Genomic DNA, 18,673 nt, shown 5'->3' with positions numbered 1-18,673 from the left:
CATGACTGTGGGACCGTTCCGTGAGCTTCTTTCTACAACGTCCTCGGCCCCGTCAGCGATGACTGCCGAGCCGAATAAATCAGCGTTTCCCTAGCACATACCCCCAAACTCTTTCGTGTGTACATGGGGGTACAAAATTAGGAAAGGAACCGTTGGAAGACCAACTACGTTGGGCGTGTTATTACTGTCGGGTTTTCGCGGCGCTACGCGTTCCCTTCCGGCCGGCCGCCGTGTCCAGATAGTCCGCCCACCATTGCATCATCTTCCGGCGCTCAGGCAGGTACTGCGCATGGTTGTAGGCTGCCCGCACCCCGTCCTGATCGAGGTGCGCCAGTTGCCTCTCGATCCAGTCGCTGTTGAAGCCGCGCTCGTTCAGCACGGTCGACGCGAGGCCGCGGAAGCCGTGCCCGGTCATCCGCGAGTGGTAGCCCATCCGGTACAGCGCGTAGAGCACCGTGTTTTCGCTCATCGGCTTCTTCGCACTCGACCGGTTCGGAAAGACCCACTGCCACGCGCCGTTCACTTCCCGAAGCTGCTTGATGACGGCGATCGCCTGTTTCGACAGTGGCACGATGTGCGGCGAGCGCATCTTCATTTTTTCCGCCGGGATGCGCCATTCAGCCTTCTTCTCGTCGATCTCTGTCCACTCGGCGAAACGAAGCTCTGCAGTACGCACGAAGGTGAGCGCCAGCAACTCGATCGCGAGGCGCGTCTGAAGGTCGCCGTCGTATGCAGCGATGTTCTTCATGAGCTCAGGAATCTCCGACTCCTGGATGCGACTCATGTGCGTGACCGGGCGCGTCTTCAGTGCGCCACGCAGATCCGGCGACAGGTCTCGCTCGGCGCGGCCCGTTGCGACACCAAAGCGGAATACCTGGCCGGCGATCTGCAACGCCTTGCGCGCGAGGTCGAGCGCATCGCGGCTCTCGATCCTGCGCACGGCTGCAAGCAGTTCGGGAGACGTGATCTCCTTCACCGGACGTGCCCCAAGAATAGGGAACAACTCACGCTCGAGCAGCTTTTCAACGAAGTCGGCGTGACGCACACTCCACGACTCCTTCTTCGTCGCGTACCAGTCACGACCAAGAGACTCGAACGAGTTGGCCCGCTCCAGGCTCTTCGCGATCTTCGCGCGACGCCTCTCGTGCGTTGGGTCCAGACCAGCACGAAGCTCATCCTTCATCGCGTCTCGCGCCTTGCGCGCAGCAAACAGTGACACCGCTGGATAGACACCGAGCGCAGCGCGCTTTTCCTTGCCGTCGATGCGATACTTGAGGCGCCAGTACTTGGAGCCGTTGGGCATCACTTCGAGGTACATGCCCTGGCCATCGGCCAGTTTGTACGAGCGCTCGCGAGGCTTCGCAGCGCGCACAGCCACATCGGTAAGGGGCATAGAAGCGCGGGGGCATTTTTGCCCCCAACTAACTTGGGAAATGCCACCTAAGATGCCCCCTCAAATGTTGGGTGTCAATGGGGGAGATTGGGAAGTGCTGGCAGCAAAAATCCACGCAAGCCCTTGACTGAAGGGGTTTTTTGGTAGATCCCGGGAAGTGTTGGGCAACTCTATGGTGGGCCGGGTGGGATTCGAACCCACGGTGTCCTTTCGGAGGCGGATTATGAGTCCGCTGCCTGCAACCAGCACGGCGTCCGGCCCTTCAATGAAAAGACCCGGTCGAGGCCGGGCCTTTAACTTCAAATCCGCCGACATACTACACGAAAAACGGGGCTTTCTCATCCGTTTTGCCTGCCTGAACCGCACTGGCAAAACCGACGCGAAAGCCCCGCGCGATCGTTGGGCCGGCTCGCGCCGGCCCAACGATCAATTGCCTTCGAGGAAGGACTTCAGCTTGTCCGAACGGCTCGGGTGACGCAGCTTGCGCAGCGCCTTCGCCTCGATCTGGCGGATCCGCTCGCGCGTCACGTCGAACTGCTTGCCCACTTCTTCGAGCGTGTGGTCCGTGCTCATTTCGATGCCGAAGCGCATGCGCAGCACCTTCGCTTCGCGCGGCGTCAGCGAATCGAGCACGTCCTTCACGACATCGCGCATCGAAGCATGCAGCGCGGCGTCCGACGGAGCCACCGTGTTCGTGTCTTCAATGAAGTCGCCCAGATGCGAATCGTCGTCGTCGCCGATCGGCGTTTCCATCGAGATCGGTTCCTTCGCGATCTTCATGATCTTGCGGATCTTGTCTTCCGGCATCTCCATCTTTTCCGCCAGCGTTGCCGGATCCGGCTCGAGACCGGTTTCCTGCAGGATCTGACGCGAGATGCGGTTCATCTTGTTGATCGTTTCGATCATGTGAACCGGAATCCGGATCGTGCGCGCCTGGTCCGCGATCGAACGCGTGATGGCCTGACGGATCCACCACGTCGCGTACGTCGAGAACTTGTAGCCGCGGCGATATTCGAACTTGTCCACCGCCTTCATCAAACCGATGTTGCCTTCCTGGATCAGGTCGAGGAACTGCAGACCGCGGTTCGTGTACTTCTTCGCGATGGAGATCACGAGACGCAGGTTCGCCTCGGTCATCTCGCGCTTCGCCTGGCGCGCCTTCAGTTCGCCGGCCGCCATCTGACGGTTGGTTTCCTTCAGGTCCTTCAGCGGCAGCACCACGCGCGCCTGCAGATCGAGCAGACGTTGCTGCTGTTCGCGGATCGCCGGGATGTTGCGCGACAGGATCGCGCTGTACGAATGGTTTTCCGCGACAATGCGATCCGACCAGTCGAGGTCGGTTTCGCTGCCCGGGAAACGCGCGATGAATTCGGCACGCGGCATGCCGCACTTGTCGACCACCGTGTGCAGGATCTGACGCTCGACCTGGCGCACTTCGTCGACCTGCGCACGCAGCGTGTCGCACAGCCGCTCGACAGTACGCGCGGTGAAGCGGATCGACATCAGCTCTTCCTGGATCGTTTCCTGCGCCTTCAGGTAGGACTTCGACTTGTAGCCTTCCTTCTCGAACGCGCGGCGCATCTTGTCGAACCATTCGCTGATCAGCGCGAACTTCTCGAGCGACACGCGCTTGAGGGCTTCGAGCTGCGCGGCGTTGGCCGTGGCCTGCGCGGCGCCGTCGTCGTCCTCTTCTTCCTCGTCGTCCTCGTCGGCTTCTTCCTCGTCGTTCTCGATCTCTTCCGCTTCCTGCGCCGAGAAACCGTCGGTATCCTCAGCGTTCGGATCGATCAGACCGTCGACGAGCTCGTCCACGCGAATCTCTTCGTTCGCGACGCGCTCGGCCATGGCGAGAATGTCGGCGATCGTGGTCGGACATGCGGAGATGGCCATCACCATGTGCTTCAGGCCGTCTTCGATGCGCTTCGCGATCTCGATTTCGCCTTCGCGCGTCAGCAGCTCGACCGTGCCCATTTCGCGCATGTACATGCGGACCGGGTCGGTCGTGCGGCCGAATTCGGAGTCGACGGTGGAGAGCGCAACTTCCGCTTCCTCTTCCACTTCGTCGTCCGACGACGCGTTCGGCGCGTTGTCGTTCAGCAGCAGCGTTTCGGCATCCGGCGCCTGCTCGTACACAGCGACGCCCATGTCGTTGAACGTGCTGATGATGCCTTCGATCGCCTCGGTTTCCGCGAAGTTGTCCGGGAGGTGATCGTTGATTTCGGCGTACGTCAGGAAGCCGCGCTCCTTGCCGAGCTTGATCAGCGCGCGCAGCTTTGAGCGGCGCTCTTCGAGCTCCTCGGCCGTGCCCGGCTGCGTGGACGCGAACGCGTCCTTCAGCAGCGCCTTTTCCTTTGCCCGGCGATCGCGTGCTCTCGCCTTCTCGCCTTTGCCCGAAGTCGAAGTGGTTTCTTCGGCCTGGGTTGCGTCGTCATCGACGGATACTTCGTTCAGCTTTTTCGTCATGGAGTTCGCCGTATCGGCTATAGTCTCGACTCGCGGCTGCTGGACATCAGCCGGTTGAACCGTGGATACTGGAGTCTCGCGAGTTGCCGCATCGTCCTGCGCGGCAGTCGCTTCCCTTGCGCTTCTGGAGCTCGACCGTTTCGCCGGCTCGGCTGCGGCTCTCGCCACTTTTGCCGGTGCCGCCCGCGCAGCCGAAACCGTCGTCGGTCGTCTCCGGGGGGCGGGTGCAGTGCTCTCGGCAGACGTCTTCTTCGCGGAAACAGCGGGTCTGGCCTCGTTGACCTTCGTGGTCAGCTCTTCGGAGCGTTTGCCTGTCGCTATTTTTCCGCCTGTCGTCTTTGCCATCGCAATGTGCCCTTGCCTGGAAATCAAACCGCTGAAAACCTTTTATTATAGCACCTCGGTTTTCAGGCCCTCCCTGCCTACAGTCCGAGCTGTCGTTTCATCTCAGCCCGTTTCTGATTCAGTTCCGCCAGTTCGGCGAATTCTTCCGGCGTGTGTCGCGACTGTCGCGCCAGCTGGTCGAGCCGTTCGCAGTACGCGTCATAGCGCATTCTGCGGATGGCCGCTTTCAGTTCCTCGCCGGTGATGCGCTCCTGTTCGCGCCGCTCTTCGATGACCACGGCATCGTCGGGATCCTTCAGCAACAAATCCCGTACGTTTTCATCATAGACCAGAATTTCCCGAAAGATTTCTTCAAAAGTCGGCGCGTTCGCGCCATTTCGCAGCAGATCCGACAGGAGCTGGAAGGCCGCCGAATCGCCCAGCGCACGCGCATGCGTCGTCACTTCCTCGAACAGTTCGCCGTGCCGCGTGACGGCGAGCAGCGCCTGCTCTTCGTCTTCATCCAGCTCCGCGACGATCCGCGGATGCATCACCAGATTGCGCAGCGCGCGTTGCTCGAGCCCCGTCACGCTGCGGCGATCCTTGCGCGCCGGCGCCGCGCGCGCGGCCTGCGCGATTCGCGCATCGACCTCGCACAGCGCCGCGACCTCTTCGAACGGCACGTCGAGCCGGTCTGCGAACATGTGCATGATCTGCGCGCGCAACGCGTTCGCGGGCAGCGCCTGCAACAGCGGCTTCGCATCGAACAGCGCCCGCGCCCGGCCTTCCGGTTGATCCAGCTCCTTGCCCGCCAGCACCTCGTTCAACATGAACTGCGACAGCGGCATCGCCCGTTCGACCTGTTCCGCGAATGCCTCGGTGCCGTACTCGCGCACGTAGCTGTCCGGATCGTGCTCCGTCGGCAGGAACAGGAAACGGATCGTGCGATTGTCGGCGGCATGGGGCAGGCAGGCGTCGAGCGCACGACGCGCCGCGCGCCGCCCCGCGGCATCGCCGTCGAAGCTGAAAATCACCGTATCCGTCTGACGCAGCAATTTCTGCACGTGAATCGGCGTGCAGGCGGTGCCGAGCGTCGCGACCGCGTTCTGAAACCCGAGCTGCGCAAGCGCAACCACGTCCATATACCCTTCGACGACCAGCACATAGTGCTTTTCGCGAATCGCGAGCCGTGCCTCGAAGAGACCGTACAGCTCGCTGCCTTTATTAAATAGCGGCGTTTCGGGCGAATTCAAATATTTCGGCTCGCCGCCGTCGAGCACCCGCCCGCCGAAGCCGATCACCTGTCCCTTCACATTGCGGATCGGGAACATGATCCGTTCGCGGAACCGGTCGTAGCGGCGCTGCTGCCCCTGCGCGTCGGTCTTCTCGCTGACGATCACGAGACCCGCTTCGACGAGGCCATCGTCCCGATAATTGGGAAACGCCGCCTCGAGGTTCTGCCAGCCGTCCGGCGCGTAGCCGAGACCGAAACGCAGCGCGATCTCGCCCGTGAGGCCGCGCTTCTTCAGGTACTGCACCGCGTTCTGCGCGCCGCGCAACTGCTTGCGGTAGTAGTCGCACGCGGTCTGCATCAGGTCCGACAGCGCGGTCGTCACGGCCTTCGACGGATACGGTGCCGCGCCTTCGCCCGCGTAACCGCCGCCACCGCCGCCCCGCATCGGCGAGGGTTCCTGCGGCACCGTCAGGCCGACCGACTGGGCCAGCTCGTTCACCGCTTCCGGGAACGTCAGCCCCGCGTGCTCCATCAGGAAGCCGATGGCGGTGCCATGCGCGCCGCACCCGAAGCAGTGATAGAACTGCTTGGTTGGACTGACCGTGAACGACGGGCTCTTCTCGTTATGGAACGGACAGAGCCCCATGAAATTCGCGCCGCCCTTCTTCAGCTGCACATAGCGGCCGACCACATCGACGATGTCGACGCGGTTCAACAGATCTTGCAGGAACGAGTGCGGAATCACGGGCGGTCACGCGGTCCAGAGTGCCGAAACGAGGAAGCATGCGGTGTCTTTGGCTCGCGCCCCGGGGGCCACTGCCCGGCTCAACCCGCGCTATTTCGCGAGCGCCGCCTTGACGAGGCCGGACACGGCCGTCATGTCGGCGCGGCCCGCGAGCTTCGGCTTCAGCACGCCCATCACCTTGCCCATGTCCTGCGGGCCCGCCGCGCCAACCTGCGCGATCGCGGCCTGCACTTCGGCAGCCATTTCCGCTTCGCCGAGCTGTTCCGGCATGTAGGCGGACAGCACGCCGAGTTCGGCCTTTTCCTTGTCGACGAGGTCCGTGCGGCCAGCCGTTTCGAACTGGCTGATCGAATCCTTGCGCTGCTTGATCATCTTGTCGATGACGGCGGTCACAGCCGCGTCGTCGAGCGTCACGCGCTCATCGACCTCGCGCTGCTTGATCGCGGCGAGGAGCAGACGGATCGTGCCGAGGCGCTCGGTTTCGCGGGCGCGCATCGCGGCCTTCATGTCGTCGTTGATCCGGTCTTTGAGGCTCATTGCACACCTGAATACGTGAGGGTTTCGAATCGCAGCGCCGAACCGGCCCGAGGCCATGCACCTGAACACAAAAACCCGCTTGGGACTGCCTCCTCAAGCGGGTTGACGCGATGCGTTCGCGTGGTGGATGCGGATGGCGACAGTGAATGCGGTTCGCATTGCCGCTATGCGCCGCCGCCCGGCCAAGGCCGCGCGGCCTGAAATCAGTAAAACTTCTTCGGCAGCATCTGGCTGCGCAGGCGCTTGAAATGACGCTTCACGGCAGCAGCCTTCTTGCGCTTGCGCTCGGAAGTCGGCTTCTCGTAGAACTCTCGCGCACGAAGCTCGGTCAGGAGACCATTCTTCTCGATCGTGCGCTTGAAGCGGCGCATCGCGACTTCGAAAGGCTCGTTCTCTTTAACGCGAATAGTCGTCATTTTTCAATAACGCAACTTTTGCAAAGGTTGGAGAGTATAGCAGACGTTTCTGTTTACACAAACCTGCGCCGGCGTCAAGTTTTGTGGACGAATTCGGCCGCCGCCTGCCCGGCCGCGACGCCTGAAGCCCACGCCCACTGGAAATTGTAGCCGCCCAGCCAACCGGTCACGTCGACCGCCTCGCCGATGAAAAACAGCCCCGGCGCACGCGCGCTCATCATCGTCGCCGACGACAGCTCGCGGGTATCGACCCCGCCCCGCGTCACTTCGGCTTTCCTGTACCCCTCGGTACCGTTCGGCGTCAGCGTCCAGCGCGACAGCGCGTCGCCGACCCTGCGCAGCGTCTTGTCCGGCAGATCGGCAAGCCGCGCGTCGGCGGCAACCGCGTGGCTCGCCAGCCAGACGTGCGCGAGCCGCGACGACACCCATTCGGCGAGCAGGTTCGCGATCTGCCGTTTCGAGCCCGCCTTCGCATCGATCAGCGCGGCCGACGCATCACGCTCCGGCAGCAGGTTCACGTGAATCGGCTCGCCCGGCTTCCAGAAGCTGGAGATCTGCAGCACGCCCGGCCCCGACAGCCCGCGATGGGTCAGCAGCAGGTCTTCGACGAATGCGCCACCGGTCTTGCGGTCGCCGGTCGCGACATGCACTTCCAGCGACACGCCCGACAGCGCCGAGAACGGCGCCCAGTCGGCCGCCGCGAAGGTCAGCGGCACGAGTGCCGGCCGGGTGTCGATCAGCTTGTGGCCGAACTGCTTCGCGACGCGGTACGCGAAATCGGTCGCGCCGATCGCGGGAATCGACAGGCCGCCTGTCGCGATCACCAGCGCCTCGGCCCCGATCGGACCGTTGGCCGTGTCGAGCGTGAAGCCGCGCCCGTCGCCGTAGTGAATCTGCTCGACGGTCAGCGGGCGGCGCCACGTGACGCCACCGGCATCGCACTCCTGCTTGAGCACGTCGATGATCGCGTCGCTCGACTGGTCGCAGAACAGCTGCCCCTTGTGCTTCTCGTGCCACGTCACGCGATGGCGCTTCAACAGCGCCAGAAAATCGCGCGGCGTATAGCGCGCGAGCGCCGAGCGGCAGAAGTGCGGATTCGCGGACAGATAGTTCGCCGGCCCCGCCTGAAGGTTCGTGAAGTTGCAGCGCCCGCCGCCGGAGATGCGGATTTTTTCCGCGAGCCGCGGCGCGTGGTCGATCAGCGCGACGCGCCGGCCGAGCTGACCCGCCACCGACGCGCACATCATGCCGGCCGCGCCCGCGCCGATCACCGCGATATCGAAAGATTCCATGGCGCGCATTTTACCTGCGAGGGCTGGCTGAGCGACGCCCGCCCTCAGCGGTTCATCAACCTCACTGGTATACTTTTCGACTGACCTCATCAGCCGTACCAGGCATCACTCAAGGCATCGCACCCACCATGCTCGTGCTCGGCATCGAAAGCTCCTGCGACGAAACCGGCCTCGCGCTCTACGACACCGAGCGCGGCCTGCTCGCGCACGCACTGCATTCGCAGATCGCGATGCATCGGGAGTACGGCGGCGTCGTGCCGGAACTCGCGTCGCGCGACCACATCCGCCGCGCGCTGCCGCTGCTCGAAGAGGTGCTCGGCCACGCAGGCGCCGCGCGCAACGACATCGACGCGATCGCGTTCACCCAGGGCCCAGGTCTCGCGGGCGCGCTGCTGGTCGGCGCGAGCATCGCGAATGCGCTGGCGATGGCCTGGAACAAGCCGACCATCGGCATCCATCATCTCGAAGGACACCTGCTGTCGCCGCTGCTGGTGGACGAACCGCCGCCGTTTCCGTTCGTCGCACTGCTGGTGTCGGGCGGTCATACGCAGTTGATGCGCGTGACGGACGTCGGCGTGTACGAAACGCTCGGCGAGACGCTCGACGACGCCGCCGGCGAAGCGTTCGACAAAACCGCGAAGCTGCTCGGCCTCGGCTATCCGGGCGGCCCGGAAGTGTCGCGGCTCGCGGAATTCGGCACGCCCAACGCGATCGTGCTGCCACGTCCGATGCTGCATTCCGGCGACCTCGATTTCAGCTTCAGCGGCCTGAAGACCGCCGTGCTCACGCAGATGAAGAAGCTCGGCTCGAACGTCTGCGAGCAGGGCAAAGCCGACCTCGCGCGCGGCTTCGTCGATGCGGCGGTGGAAGTGCTGGCCGCGAAATCCATCGCAGCATTGAAGAAAACGAAGCTGAAGCGGCTGGTGGTGGCGGGCGGCGTTGGCGCGAACCGGCAGTTGCGCGAAACACTCTCGGCGGCCGCGAAGAAGCGCGGTTTCGATGTGCACTACCCGGACCTGTCGCTGTGCACGGACAACGGCGCAATGATCGCGCTCGCGGGTGCGTTGCGCCTGCAACGGTGGCCCGATCAGGCCGAGCGCAATTACGCGTTCACCGTGAAGCCGCGCTGGGATCTGACTTCGCTCGCGCGCTGACGCAACGCGCGTGACGCTACAGGCGCAGCGCCCGACGCGCCGCGCGCCGATCGCATCAACCCAACCGCTTGTCCCGCTCGATCACCGCATACGCGCTGTGATTGTGAATCGACTCGAAGTTCTCCGCTTCCAGCACATACGCGACGACGCGCGCGTCGGCATTCAGGCGCTGTGCGACGTCGCGCACCAGGTCTTCGACGAACTTCGGATTTTCATACGCGCGCTCGGTGACGAACTTCTCGTCCGGGCGCTTCAACAGGCCCCACAACTCGCACGACGCTTCTTCTTCGGCGATCCGGATCAGGTCTTCCACCGGCACGTCGCCGGCCAGTTCCGCGTCGATCGTCACGTGCGAGCGCTGGTTGTGCGCGCCGTACTGCGAGATCTTCTTCGAGCACGGGCACAGGCTCGTCACCGGCACCAGCACCTTCAGGAACAGGCGCGTCGCGCCATCGCGGCTATCGCCCGTCAGCGTCACTTCATAGTCCAGCAGACTCTGCACGCCGGACACCGGCGCGGTCTTGTTCACGAAGTACGGGAACGACACCTCGATGCGGCCCGCAGTCGCTTCAAGCTTGTCGAGCATCGCCGCGAGCATGGTGCGGAACGTCGCCGGCTCGAGCGGTGTGCGGTGCTCCTCGAGCAGCGCGACGAAGCGCGACATGTGCGTGCCCTTCTGCTCGGCGGGCAGATGCACGTCGAGGTTCCAGCTGCCGACGGTCGGCTGCGTCGAGCCGTCCGGCAGGCGAACCGTCAATGGATGGCGCACCGCCTTGACGCCGACCCGCTGGATCGGAATCTGGCGTGTGTCGGGCGTGCTCTGCACGTCGGGCATCACGAAGGCGGGGTTCATCTGATTCATGTTCTTGTCCTTTGACTCGCGCAAAACGAAGCGCGCAATGACAAACGCCGGCAGTCAGCCGGCGCTCGCGGATGGCGCACGGAACACCCCGCGCCGCCCATTGATTCCATCTGGAGGCGCCGCGCCGAAGAACTCGTGGCGCGGCGTACGGCAAGCTTTCGTTAGCAGGCCTTAAGCGACGCGTTTGACCGACTTGTCCGCGGGCTCGACGAAACGCTCGCGGATCGACTTCGCGATGCCCGCGGCGTCGAGACCACACTGCGACAGCAACTTCGCCGGATCGCCGTGATCGATGAACCGGTCGGGGAGGCCCAATTGTAGTACGGGGCAAGTAACCCCACTCGCGAGCAGGGCTTCGACGCAGGCCGAGCCCGCGCCGCCCATCACGCTGCCTTCTTCGATGGTGACGAGCGCATCGTGCGTTTCAGCGAGCTTCTTCACCAGGTCGGCGTCGATCGGCTTCACGAAGCGCATGTTCGCGACGGTGGCGTCGAGTTCCTCGGCGGCCTTCAGGGACGGCACAACCATCGTGCCGAACGCGAGGATCGCAATGCGCTTGCCGGAAGGCGCCGAACTCTCGCGACGGATCTCGCCCTTGCCGACCGGAATCGCCGTCATCTGCTTGACGGTGGCGACGCCCGTGCCCGCGCCGCGCGGATAGCGCACGGCCGTCGGGTTCGACTGCTGGAGCGCCGTGTACAGCATCTGGCGGCATTCGTTTTCGTCCGACGCGGCCATCACCGTCATGTTCGGGATGCAGCGCAGGAACGCGAGGTCGTACGCGCCCGCGTGCGTTGCGCCGTCCGCGCCGACGAGGCCCGCGCGGTCGATCGCGAACACCACCGGCAGGTTCTGCAACGCGACGTCGTGAATCAACTGGTCGTAAGCGCGCTGCAGGAACGTCGAGTAGATCGCGACGACCGGCTTCATGCCTTCGGTCGCGAGACCGCCCGCGAACGTGACCGCGTGCTGCTCCGCGATGCCCACGTCGAAGTAGCGATCCGGGTAGCGCTTCTCGAATTCGACCATGCCCGAGCCTTCGCGCATCGCCGGCGTGATGCCGACCACGCGCGAATCGAGTTCCGCCGCATCGCACAGCCACTCGCCGAAGACCTGCGTGTAGGTCTTCTTCGCGGGCGTGGTGGACGGCTTGATGCCTTCGGCCGGATTGAACTTGCCCGGACCGTGGTACAGCACCGGGTCCGCTTCGGCGAGCTTGTAGCCCTGGCCTTTCTTCGTCACGACGTGCAGGAACTGCGGACCGCGCAGTTCCTTGATGTTCTGCAGCGTCGGGATCAGCGAGTCGAGATCGTGACCGTCGATCGGGCCGATGTAGTTGAAGCCGAATTCCTCGAACAGCGTGGCCGGCACGATCATGCCCTTCGCGTGCTCTTCGAGCTTGCGCGCGAGATCCAGCATGGGCGGCGCGACGCGCAGCACGCGCTCCACGCCGGCGCGTGCCGCCGCGTAGAAGCGGCCCGACATCAGCCGCGCGAGGTGGCGGTTCAGCGCGCCGACCGGCGGCGAAATCGACATGTCGTTGTCGTTCAGGATGACGAGCAGCGGCAGGTCGTCTTCGACGCCCGCGTTGTTCATCGCTTCGAACGCCATGCCGGCCGTCATCGCGCCATCGCCGATCACTGCGATCGAGAAGCGGTTGTCGCCGGCGAGCTTGCTGCCCACCGCCATGCCGAGCGCGGCCGAGATCGACGTGCTGGAGTGCGCGGTGCCGAACGTGTCGTACTCCGATTCGGTGCGGCGCGGGAAGCCCGAAATGCCGTCGAGCTGACGCAGCGTGTGCATCTGGTCGCGGCGGCCCGTCAGGATCTTGTGCGGGTAGGTCTGATGGCCCACGTCCCACACGATGCGGTCCGCCGGCGTCTCGAACACATAGTGCAGCGCGATCGTCAGTTCGACGGTACCGAGATTGGACGACAGATGGCCACCCGTCTGAGACACGCTGTCGAGCACGAAGGCGCGCAGTTCGTCCGCGAGCGGTTGCAGTTGGCGGCGATCGAGGCGGCGCAGATCGGCCGGGTCGTCGATAGTTTTCAGCAGGTCGTACATCGTCGTTCCATTGTAGGAAATCTTGCGCGCCCGGTTCTCATGCACGCTCCGGTCATGCGGCGGAGCGCGCTGCGGGCCGTCGCGTTCAACTGACCCGGTTCACCACCAGGTCGGCCAGTTCGGCAAGGCGTTGCGCCCGTGCGCCGAACGGCTCGATTGCAGCATGGGCTTCGGCACGCAGTTGCGTAGCCAGCGCGCGCGATGCGTCGAGCCCCATGATCGACACGTAAGTCGGCTTGTTCGCCGCCGCGTCCTTGCCCGCCGTCTTGCCGAGCGTGGCGGAATCCGTCGTGACGTCGAGAATGTCGTCGACCACCTGAAACGCGAGGCCGACGGCCGCCGCGTAGGTATCGAGCGATTGCATCAGCGACGCGTCCGGCGTGTCGCCAGCCAGCGCGCCCATGCGGACCGCGGCGCGCAGCAGCGCGCCCGTCTTCATGCGGTGCATCGTTTCGAGCTGCGGGCGCGTCAGCATCACGCCCACGCTGTCCAGATCGATCGCCTGGCCGCCGGCCATGCCGATCGAGCCGCTTGCCAGCGCCAGTTCCTTCACGAGCGAAGCCTGCTGCGCCGGCCCCAGCACGTCCGCCGTCAGCGTGACGAAAGCCTGCGACTGCAGCGCATCGCCGACCAGCAGCGCGGTGGCCTCGTCGTACTGCACGTGTACCGTGGGCTTGCCGCGACGCAGATCGTCGTCGTCCATGCACGGCATGTCGTCGTGCACGAGCGAGTAGACGTGGATCATTTCCAGCGCGGCCGCCGCGGCGTCGAGACATTCGGCGCGCGCGCCGGTCAGCTCACCCGCCGCGTGACACAGCAGCGGACGCACACGTTTGCCACCGCCCAGCACGGCATAGCGCATCGCGTCGTGCAGCTTTGCCGGCTCGATGTTCGTGGCCGGCAGATAGTGTTCGAGCGCGCGCTCGACGCGCTCAAGCACCGAGCGCATCCATTGTTCGAAGTTCATAGGTCGTCTCCGCTCTCCCCAGCGGCGGTGGGCAACGGCTTCAACGTCTCGCCGTCGAGCACGCGAACCTGCTGCTCCACCTTTTCGAGCTGCTGCTGGCAGAACGCCACGAGCGCCGCGCCGCGGCGATATGCCGCAAGCGACTCCTCGAGACTCAGACTGCCGCCCTCCATGCGCGCGACCAGCCCTTCGAGCTCCGCCAGCGCCGCCTCGTACGTGTCGGGCAACGCGGCTTCCGCGGCTTGCGCCGGGCCTGAGGGAGTGTCGGTGGATGCGGTCTTCGCCATGTGCGGTCGCAAAATTAAAACAAGTCGGACATTCTACGGCAAAAGCGACTCGTTCGATTCTCAGGCCCCACGTGGCGTCTTACAGTCCCCGGTTCAGGGTACCGGACAAAAAATGGCGGGGCACGCGAAATGCGGTCCTTTTCACAACAATTTATACCGAAATCAGGGACTTAGTTGGCCCTCGATGACAGAAACGGGTATAATCGCAGGTTCCCCTAAATCGAATTTTCGATGGTTGGGTTGTTCACTGCTTTCACGTCTTCATCGGGAGTGGGAATGTCCAATCTGAGCAATGCATTGCAGCTCAAGGCTATCCACAGTCAGCTGCCAGTCACGGCTTACTTTGACGAAGCGCTTCTCCAGCGCGAACTCGAAACACTTTTCAGGCAAGGCCCCCGTTACATCGGGCACGACCTCATGGTCCCCGAGGCCGGAAGCTATTTCGCGTTGCCCAGCGAACGCGAAGGGCGCGTGCTCGTCCGTAACCAGCAGTCGCAGGTCGAACTGCTGTCCAACGTGTGCCGCCACCGCCAGGCGATCATGCTGAACGGCCGCGGCCAGACGGAGAACATCGTCTGCCCGCTGCACCGCTGGACGTACGACCTCAAGGGCGAACTGCTCGGCGCGCCGCACTTCGCCGACAACCCGTGCCTGAACCTCGGCGCCACGAAGTTGCAGAACTGGCAGGGGCTGCTGTTCGAGGCGGGCGGCCGTAACGTCGCGAAAGATCTCGAAAGGCTCGGCACGAAGCGCCACTTCGACTTTTCGAACTTCATGTTCGATTATGTCGAAGTGCACGAGTGCAACTACAACTGGAAGACCTTCATCGAGGTCTATCTGGAGGACTACCACGTCGTACCGTTCCATCCGGGCCTCGGCAGCTTCGTCAACTGCGACGACCTGCAGTGGGAGTTCGGCGACTGGTACAGCGTGCAGACGGTTGGCGTGCATAGCAATCTCGCGCGTCCGGGCAGCCCGACGTATCGCAAGTGGCACGACGAGGTGCTGCGCTTCCGCGACGGCGAAGTGCCCGAGTTCGGCGCGATCTGGATGGTGTACTACCCGGGCATCATGATCGAGTGGTACCCGCACGTGCTGGTCGTGTCGTGGCTGATTCCGCGCGGCCCGCAGAAAACGACGAACGTCGTCGAGTTCTACTATCCCGAGGAAATCGCGCTGTTCGAGCGGGAGTTCGTCGAAGCCGAACGCGCCGCCTACATGGAAACGGCGCGCGAAGACGACGAGATCGCCGAGCGCATGGACGCCGGCCGCCGCGCGCTGATGGACCGCGGCGAATCGCAGGTGGGCCCCTATCAAAGCCCGATGGAAGACGGCATGCAGCACTTCCACGAGTTCCTGCGGCGCGAGCTCGGCAAGATCTGAGCGCGGCGCATCCAGCAGCGGAAAAGACGGGTTTCGGCCCGTCTTTTTTGTTTAGACTGTCAGTAAGGAAGCCAGTCTGAACAGGAGCCGCCATGCCGCATACCCACTACACCACGCTGATCTCCGCCACGAATCTCGCGGAGCGGCTCAACGCCGCGCCGGACTCCGTCTTCGTCTGCGACTGCCGGTTCGATCTCGCCGATACGTCGGCTGGAGAAAAGGCCTATGCGGCCGGCCATCTGCCCGGAGCGCACTATCTGCATCTGGATCGCGACCTGTCCGGCGCGAAGACCGGCAGCAACGGACGTCACCCGTTGCCGGACCGCGCGAAGCTCGTCGACACACTGGCCGCGCGCGGGCTGAAGCGGGGCCAGCAGGTCGTCGCTTATGACGCGCAGGGCGGCATGTACGCCGCGCGCCTGTGGTGGCTGCTGCGCTGGCTCGGCCACGACGCCGTGGCGCTGCTCGATGGCGGCCTGCCGGCCTGGCAGGCGGCGAACCTGCAACTGACGCAAGACACACCGAAGGAAGCGCGCGGCGATTTCAAGGCCGCCGCGCCGCTCGCGGTCACGATCGACCAGCCCGCCGTGCAGCGCAATATCGGCACGCGCGAACACGTGGTGGTGGATGGGCGCGCGCCCGACCGCTACCGCGGCGAGAACGAGACGCTCGACCCGATCGGCGGCCATATTCCCGGCGCGCTGAACCGCTTCTTCAAGGACAACCTCACCGCCGACGGCCGCTTCAAGTCGGCTCACACGCTGCGCGAGGAGTTCGGCGCGATCCTTGGCGCGGTCGCGCCGGAGCAGGTCGTCAACCAGTGCGGCTCGGGCGTCACTGCGTGCCACAACGTGCTGGCGATGGAAGTGGCCGGCCTGCACGGCTCGGCGCTGTACCCGGGATCGTGGAGCGAATGGAGCGCGGACGCGTCCCGGCCGATGGCGACCGGACCCAACCCCTGATCCGTCGCACGTGACGAAGCGCGATGAGCGCGGCCCCGACCGCCGCGCTCATCGCTCGTTCGCGTTCACGCGCATCGCATCACGCGACGCCATGCTCCCTGAACCACGCAATCGCGCGACGCCAGCCGTCTTCGGCGTCCGCCTTCCGGTAGCTCGGCCGGTAGTCCGCGAAGAACGCGTGGCCCGCATCGTCGTACACGACGAACTGCGAGCCGCGTGCCGACTGCGGCCCCTGTGCGATCTTCGCCTTCATCTGTTCGAGGGTATCTTGCGGGATGCTCGGGTCCTGGCGTCCGTACAGACCTAGTACCGGCACGCGCAGATCGGACACGAGATCGATCGGGTTTTGCGGCGAGTTCGCCGTATGGTTGCCCGCCACCCGTCCGTACCAGGCCACCGCCGCCTTCAGCTTCGGATTGTGCTCCGCGTACAGCCACACGAAGCGTCCGCCCCAGCAGAAACCGTTGATGCCCACACGCTTCAGATCGCCGCCGTTCTCGCCGGCCCACGCGACGGTCGCGTCGAGGTCGCCCATCACCTGCGCGTCGGGCACCTTGCTCGCGATGTTGTCGTTGATCTGCTGGATCGTCGGATAGACCGACGCATCGCCCTGCCGCACGAACAGATCCGGCGCGATCGCCAGGTAGCCGAGCTTCGCGAAGCGGCGGCAGACGTCCGCGATGTGCTCGTGCACGCCGAAGATCTCGTGCACGACGATGATTACCGGCAGATGCGTCTTGCCTTTCGGTTGCGCGCGGTACGCCGGCACCAGCGTGCCGCCGGACTGGAAGCCGATCTCGCCGGCCTCGAGGCCTTCGCTGTCGGTGTGGATGGTCTGCGCGGACACCGGCAGCACCGCGGCGGCGAAGCCGGTGCCGAGCGCCGCCTTGATGAACGTACGCCGGTTGAAAGGAACGTGCGGAACAAGGCTATCGACTTCGGGCGTCAGCATGCGAGGCTCCTCGAGTGGACGACAGGATGAAAGCGCCAGCATACCCTTCGCTGTCGACACTCGACATCGAGGCAGGCATGCCGGTTCAGTCCACTCAGTCCACTCAGTGCAGCCTCAGTGCAGTTTCACGCGCGGTAGCGTAGAACGGCGCAGCCAGTGCGCGAATGTATCCAGCACCATCCGCGAATAGCCGTGCAGCGCCGCGATATGCAGCCGGTACAACGACATGTACATGAAGCGCGCGAAGAGCCCTTCAACCAGCATGTTTCCGCCGATCAACCCGCCCATCAGATTGCCGACCGCGCTGAAGTGCCCGAGCGACACCAGCGAACCGAAGTCGCGATACGTGAACTCCGGCAGCGGCCGGCTTTCGAGCCGGTTGCCGAGCGCGCGCAACAGAAAGCTCGCCTGCTGGTGCGCGGCTTGCGCGCGCGGCGGCACGTCGCGCTCATTGCCGGGCCACGGACAGGCCGCGCAGTCGCCGAGCGCGAAGATATCGTTGTCGTCGACCGTTTGCAGTGTGCGGCGCACCGGCAGCTGGCCGAGGCGGTTCACCGTCAGGCCGTCGAGCCGCCCAAGCACCGCCGGCGCCTTGATGCCCGCCGCCCACACGGTGAGGTCCGCGCGGATCGTGCGTCCGCTCGCCGTGCGTACGAGCCCCGGCGCGACCTCGGCGACGGTTTCGCCCGTCATCAGCTTTACGCCGAGCTTCGTCAGCAGCTCGGACGTTGCGCTCGACACGCGCTCCGCCAGTGCCGGCAGAATGCGCGGCCCCGCCTCGATCAGCACGATGCCGACGTCGTGACGCGGATCGAGCTTGTGCAGCCCGTACGCCGACAGCACCTGCGCGGTGTTGCGCAGTTCCGCCGACAGTTCGACGCCCGTCGCCCCGCCACCGACGATCGCCACCTGGATGCGCGGCTCTGTCGAGGCATCCGAATCGGTCTCGACACGCTCGTGCGCCTGATGCTCCGCCCGCATGCACGCAGCGATCAAACGCTTGCGAAAGCGTTCGGCCTGATGCACGGTGTCCAGCGCGAGCGAGTAATCGGGCGCGCCCTTGACGCCGAAAAAGTGAGTGGTACTGCCGATCGCGAGCACGAGCGTGTCGTACTCCAGCTCGCGTTGCGGCAGCAGCTCCGCGCCGTCTTCGTCCATCACGGGCGCCAGCGTGATGCGCTTCGCCTTGCGGTCGAGGCCCGCGAGTTCGCCCTGCTGAAACTCGAAGCCATGCCAGCGCGCCTGCGCCGCGTATTCGAGCTCCTGCGTGAACGGATCCATGCTGCCCGCCGCGACCTCGTGCAACAGCGGCTTCCAGATGTGGGTCGGATACCGGTCGACCAGTGTCACGAGCGCGCGAAAGTCGCTCCCCCGCCGGCGCGTGCCATAGCGATCGCCCAGCCGCGTCGCAAGTTCCAGCCCTCCCGCGCCTCCGCCAACGACAATGAAACGATGCATCAAGACTCTCCGTGTTTGCCGAAAAATCGTTGCACGCGCGCCGGCGGCTCAGCGAGCGCGGCGCAGCGGGTATCGCACAGATTGTCCGCGAGCAACGCGGATTGTCACAAGCCGTCGCGGCACATGTGTGGCATGCGCACGGCTGTATCGAAGTCTTGCATTGATGCTGCCATGAAT

Annotated in this window: 15 protein-coding genes and 1 tRNA gene; 3 read left to right on the top strand and 13 right to left on the bottom strand. The window is 64.6% G+C overall.

Annotated features, from left to right (window positions below):
• Positions 1–181: 181 nt before the first annotated feature.
• The 7 genes from DVS29_RS16660 to DVS29_RS16630 all read right to left on the bottom strand — a co-directional run bounded on the left by DVS29_RS16660 (position 182) and on the right by DVS29_RS16630 (position 8,494).
• Positions 182–1,393, bottom strand: a complete 1,212-nt coding sequence (locus DVS29_RS16660; protein ID WP_118181569.1) for a tyrosine-type recombinase/integrase — start codon at positions 1,391–1,393, stop codon at positions 182–184.
• A 173-nt stretch (positions 1,394–1,566) separates the two neighbouring features.
• A tRNA-Ile gene (locus tag DVS29_RS16655) sits at positions 1,567–1,654 on the bottom strand.
• A gap of 165 nt (positions 1,655–1,819) precedes the next feature.
• Positions 1,820–4,201, bottom strand: a complete 2,382-nt coding sequence (gene rpoD / locus DVS29_RS16650; protein WP_118181568.1) for an RNA polymerase sigma factor RpoD — start codon at positions 4,199–4,201, stop codon at positions 1,820–1,822.
• Between the two features lie 77 nt (positions 4,202–4,278).
• Positions 4,279–6,159: a DNA primase gene (gene dnaG / locus DVS29_RS16645; RefSeq protein ID WP_118181567.1), complete on the bottom strand. Its 1,881-nt coding sequence runs from the start codon at positions 6,157–6,159 to the stop codon at positions 4,279–4,281.
• A gap of 90 nt (positions 6,160–6,249) precedes the next feature.
• A complete protein-coding gene (locus DVS29_RS16640) occupies positions 6,250–6,696 on the bottom strand; it encodes a GatB/YqeY domain-containing protein (protein WP_118181566.1) in 447 nt (148 codons plus the stop codon).
• Positions 6,697–6,899: 203 nt separating this feature from the next.
• A complete protein-coding gene (rpsU, locus tag DVS29_RS16635; protein WP_075159061.1) occupies positions 6,900–7,112 on the bottom strand; it encodes a 30S ribosomal protein S21 in 213 nt (70 codons plus the stop codon).
• Positions 7,113–7,186: 74 nt separating this feature from the next.
• The gene (locus DVS29_RS16630; protein WP_118181565.1) at positions 7,187–8,494 is read right to left on the bottom strand and encodes a BaiN/RdsA family NAD(P)/FAD-dependent oxidoreductase; all 1,308 of its coding nucleotides are present in this window, start codon (positions 8,492–8,494) and stop codon (positions 7,187–7,189) included.
• Positions 8,495–8,532: 38 nt separating this feature from the next.
• On the opposite strand from DVS29_RS16630, the gene tsaD reads away from it, so the two are divergent.
• Positions 8,533–9,558: a tRNA (adenosine(37)-N6)-threonylcarbamoyltransferase complex transferase subunit TsaD gene (gene tsaD, locus DVS29_RS16625; protein ID WP_118181564.1), complete on the top strand. Its 1,026-nt coding sequence runs from the start codon at positions 8,533–8,535 to the stop codon at positions 9,556–9,558.
• A 55-nt stretch (positions 9,559–9,613) separates the two neighbouring features.
• Here tsaD and folE2 read toward each other — a convergent pair whose 3' ends face one another.
• The 4 genes from folE2 to DVS29_RS16605 all read right to left on the bottom strand — a co-directional run bounded on the left by folE2 (position 9,614) and on the right by DVS29_RS16605 (position 13,741).
• On the bottom strand, positions 9,614–10,420 hold the full coding sequence (gene folE2, locus DVS29_RS16620) for a GTP cyclohydrolase FolE2 (RefSeq protein ID WP_118181563.1): 807 nt from the start codon (positions 10,418–10,420) through the stop codon (positions 9,614–9,616).
• 171 nt (positions 10,421–10,591) lie between these two features.
• Positions 10,592–12,487: a 1-deoxy-D-xylulose-5-phosphate synthase gene (gene dxs, locus DVS29_RS16615; RefSeq protein WP_118181562.1), complete on the bottom strand. Its 1,896-nt coding sequence runs from the start codon at positions 12,485–12,487 to the stop codon at positions 10,592–10,594.
• 85 nt (positions 12,488–12,572) lie between these two features.
• Positions 12,573–13,454, bottom strand: a complete 882-nt coding sequence (locus DVS29_RS16610; RefSeq protein ID WP_118181561.1) for a polyprenyl synthetase family protein — start codon at positions 13,452–13,454, stop codon at positions 12,573–12,575.
• Positions 13,451–13,741, bottom strand: coding sequence for an exodeoxyribonuclease VII small subunit (locus DVS29_RS16605; RefSeq protein ID WP_118181560.1), 291 nt, complete (start codon positions 13,739–13,741; stop codon positions 13,451–13,453). Before DVS29_RS16605 ends, DVS29_RS16610 begins: the two co-directional genes overlap by 4 nt.
• A 276-nt stretch (positions 13,742–14,017) precedes the next feature.
• Between DVS29_RS16605 and DVS29_RS16600 the strand changes: the two genes are divergently transcribed.
• Together DVS29_RS16600 and DVS29_RS16595 are read left to right on the top strand one after the other, a co-directional pair.
• Entirely contained in the window at positions 14,018–15,124 is a 1,107-nt protein-coding gene (locus tag DVS29_RS16600) for an aromatic ring-hydroxylating oxygenase subunit alpha (RefSeq protein WP_118181559.1), read from the top strand.
• A gap of 92 nt (positions 15,125–15,216) precedes the next feature.
• Complete coding sequence (locus tag DVS29_RS16595) at positions 15,217–16,086, top strand: sulfurtransferase (RefSeq protein WP_118181558.1); 870 nt, start codon at positions 15,217–15,219, stop codon at positions 16,084–16,086.
• A 79-nt stretch (positions 16,087–16,165) separates the two neighbouring features.
• On the opposite strand, the gene DVS29_RS16590 is transcribed toward DVS29_RS16595, so the two are convergent.
• Together DVS29_RS16590 and DVS29_RS16585 are read right to left on the bottom strand one after the other, a co-directional pair.
• On the bottom strand, positions 16,166–17,038 hold the full coding sequence (locus tag DVS29_RS16590; protein WP_118181557.1) for a dienelactone hydrolase family protein: 873 nt from the start codon (positions 17,036–17,038) through the stop codon (positions 16,166–16,168).
• A gap of 114 nt (positions 17,039–17,152) precedes the next feature.
• The gene (locus DVS29_RS16585; RefSeq protein WP_118181556.1) at positions 17,153–18,496 is read right to left on the bottom strand and encodes an NAD(P)/FAD-dependent oxidoreductase; all 1,344 of its coding nucleotides are present in this window, start codon (positions 18,494–18,496) and stop codon (positions 17,153–17,155) included.
• Positions 18,497–18,673 lie beyond the last annotated feature (177 nt).

Source organism: Paraburkholderia phosphatilytica (assembly GCF_003443895.1).
Lineage (GTDB): Bacteria > Pseudomonadota > Gammaproteobacteria > Burkholderiales > Burkholderiaceae > Paraburkholderia > Paraburkholderia phosphatilytica.
Note: the sequence above shows the minus strand (reverse complement) of the source record. Positions and strands in the feature narration are given on the sequence as shown.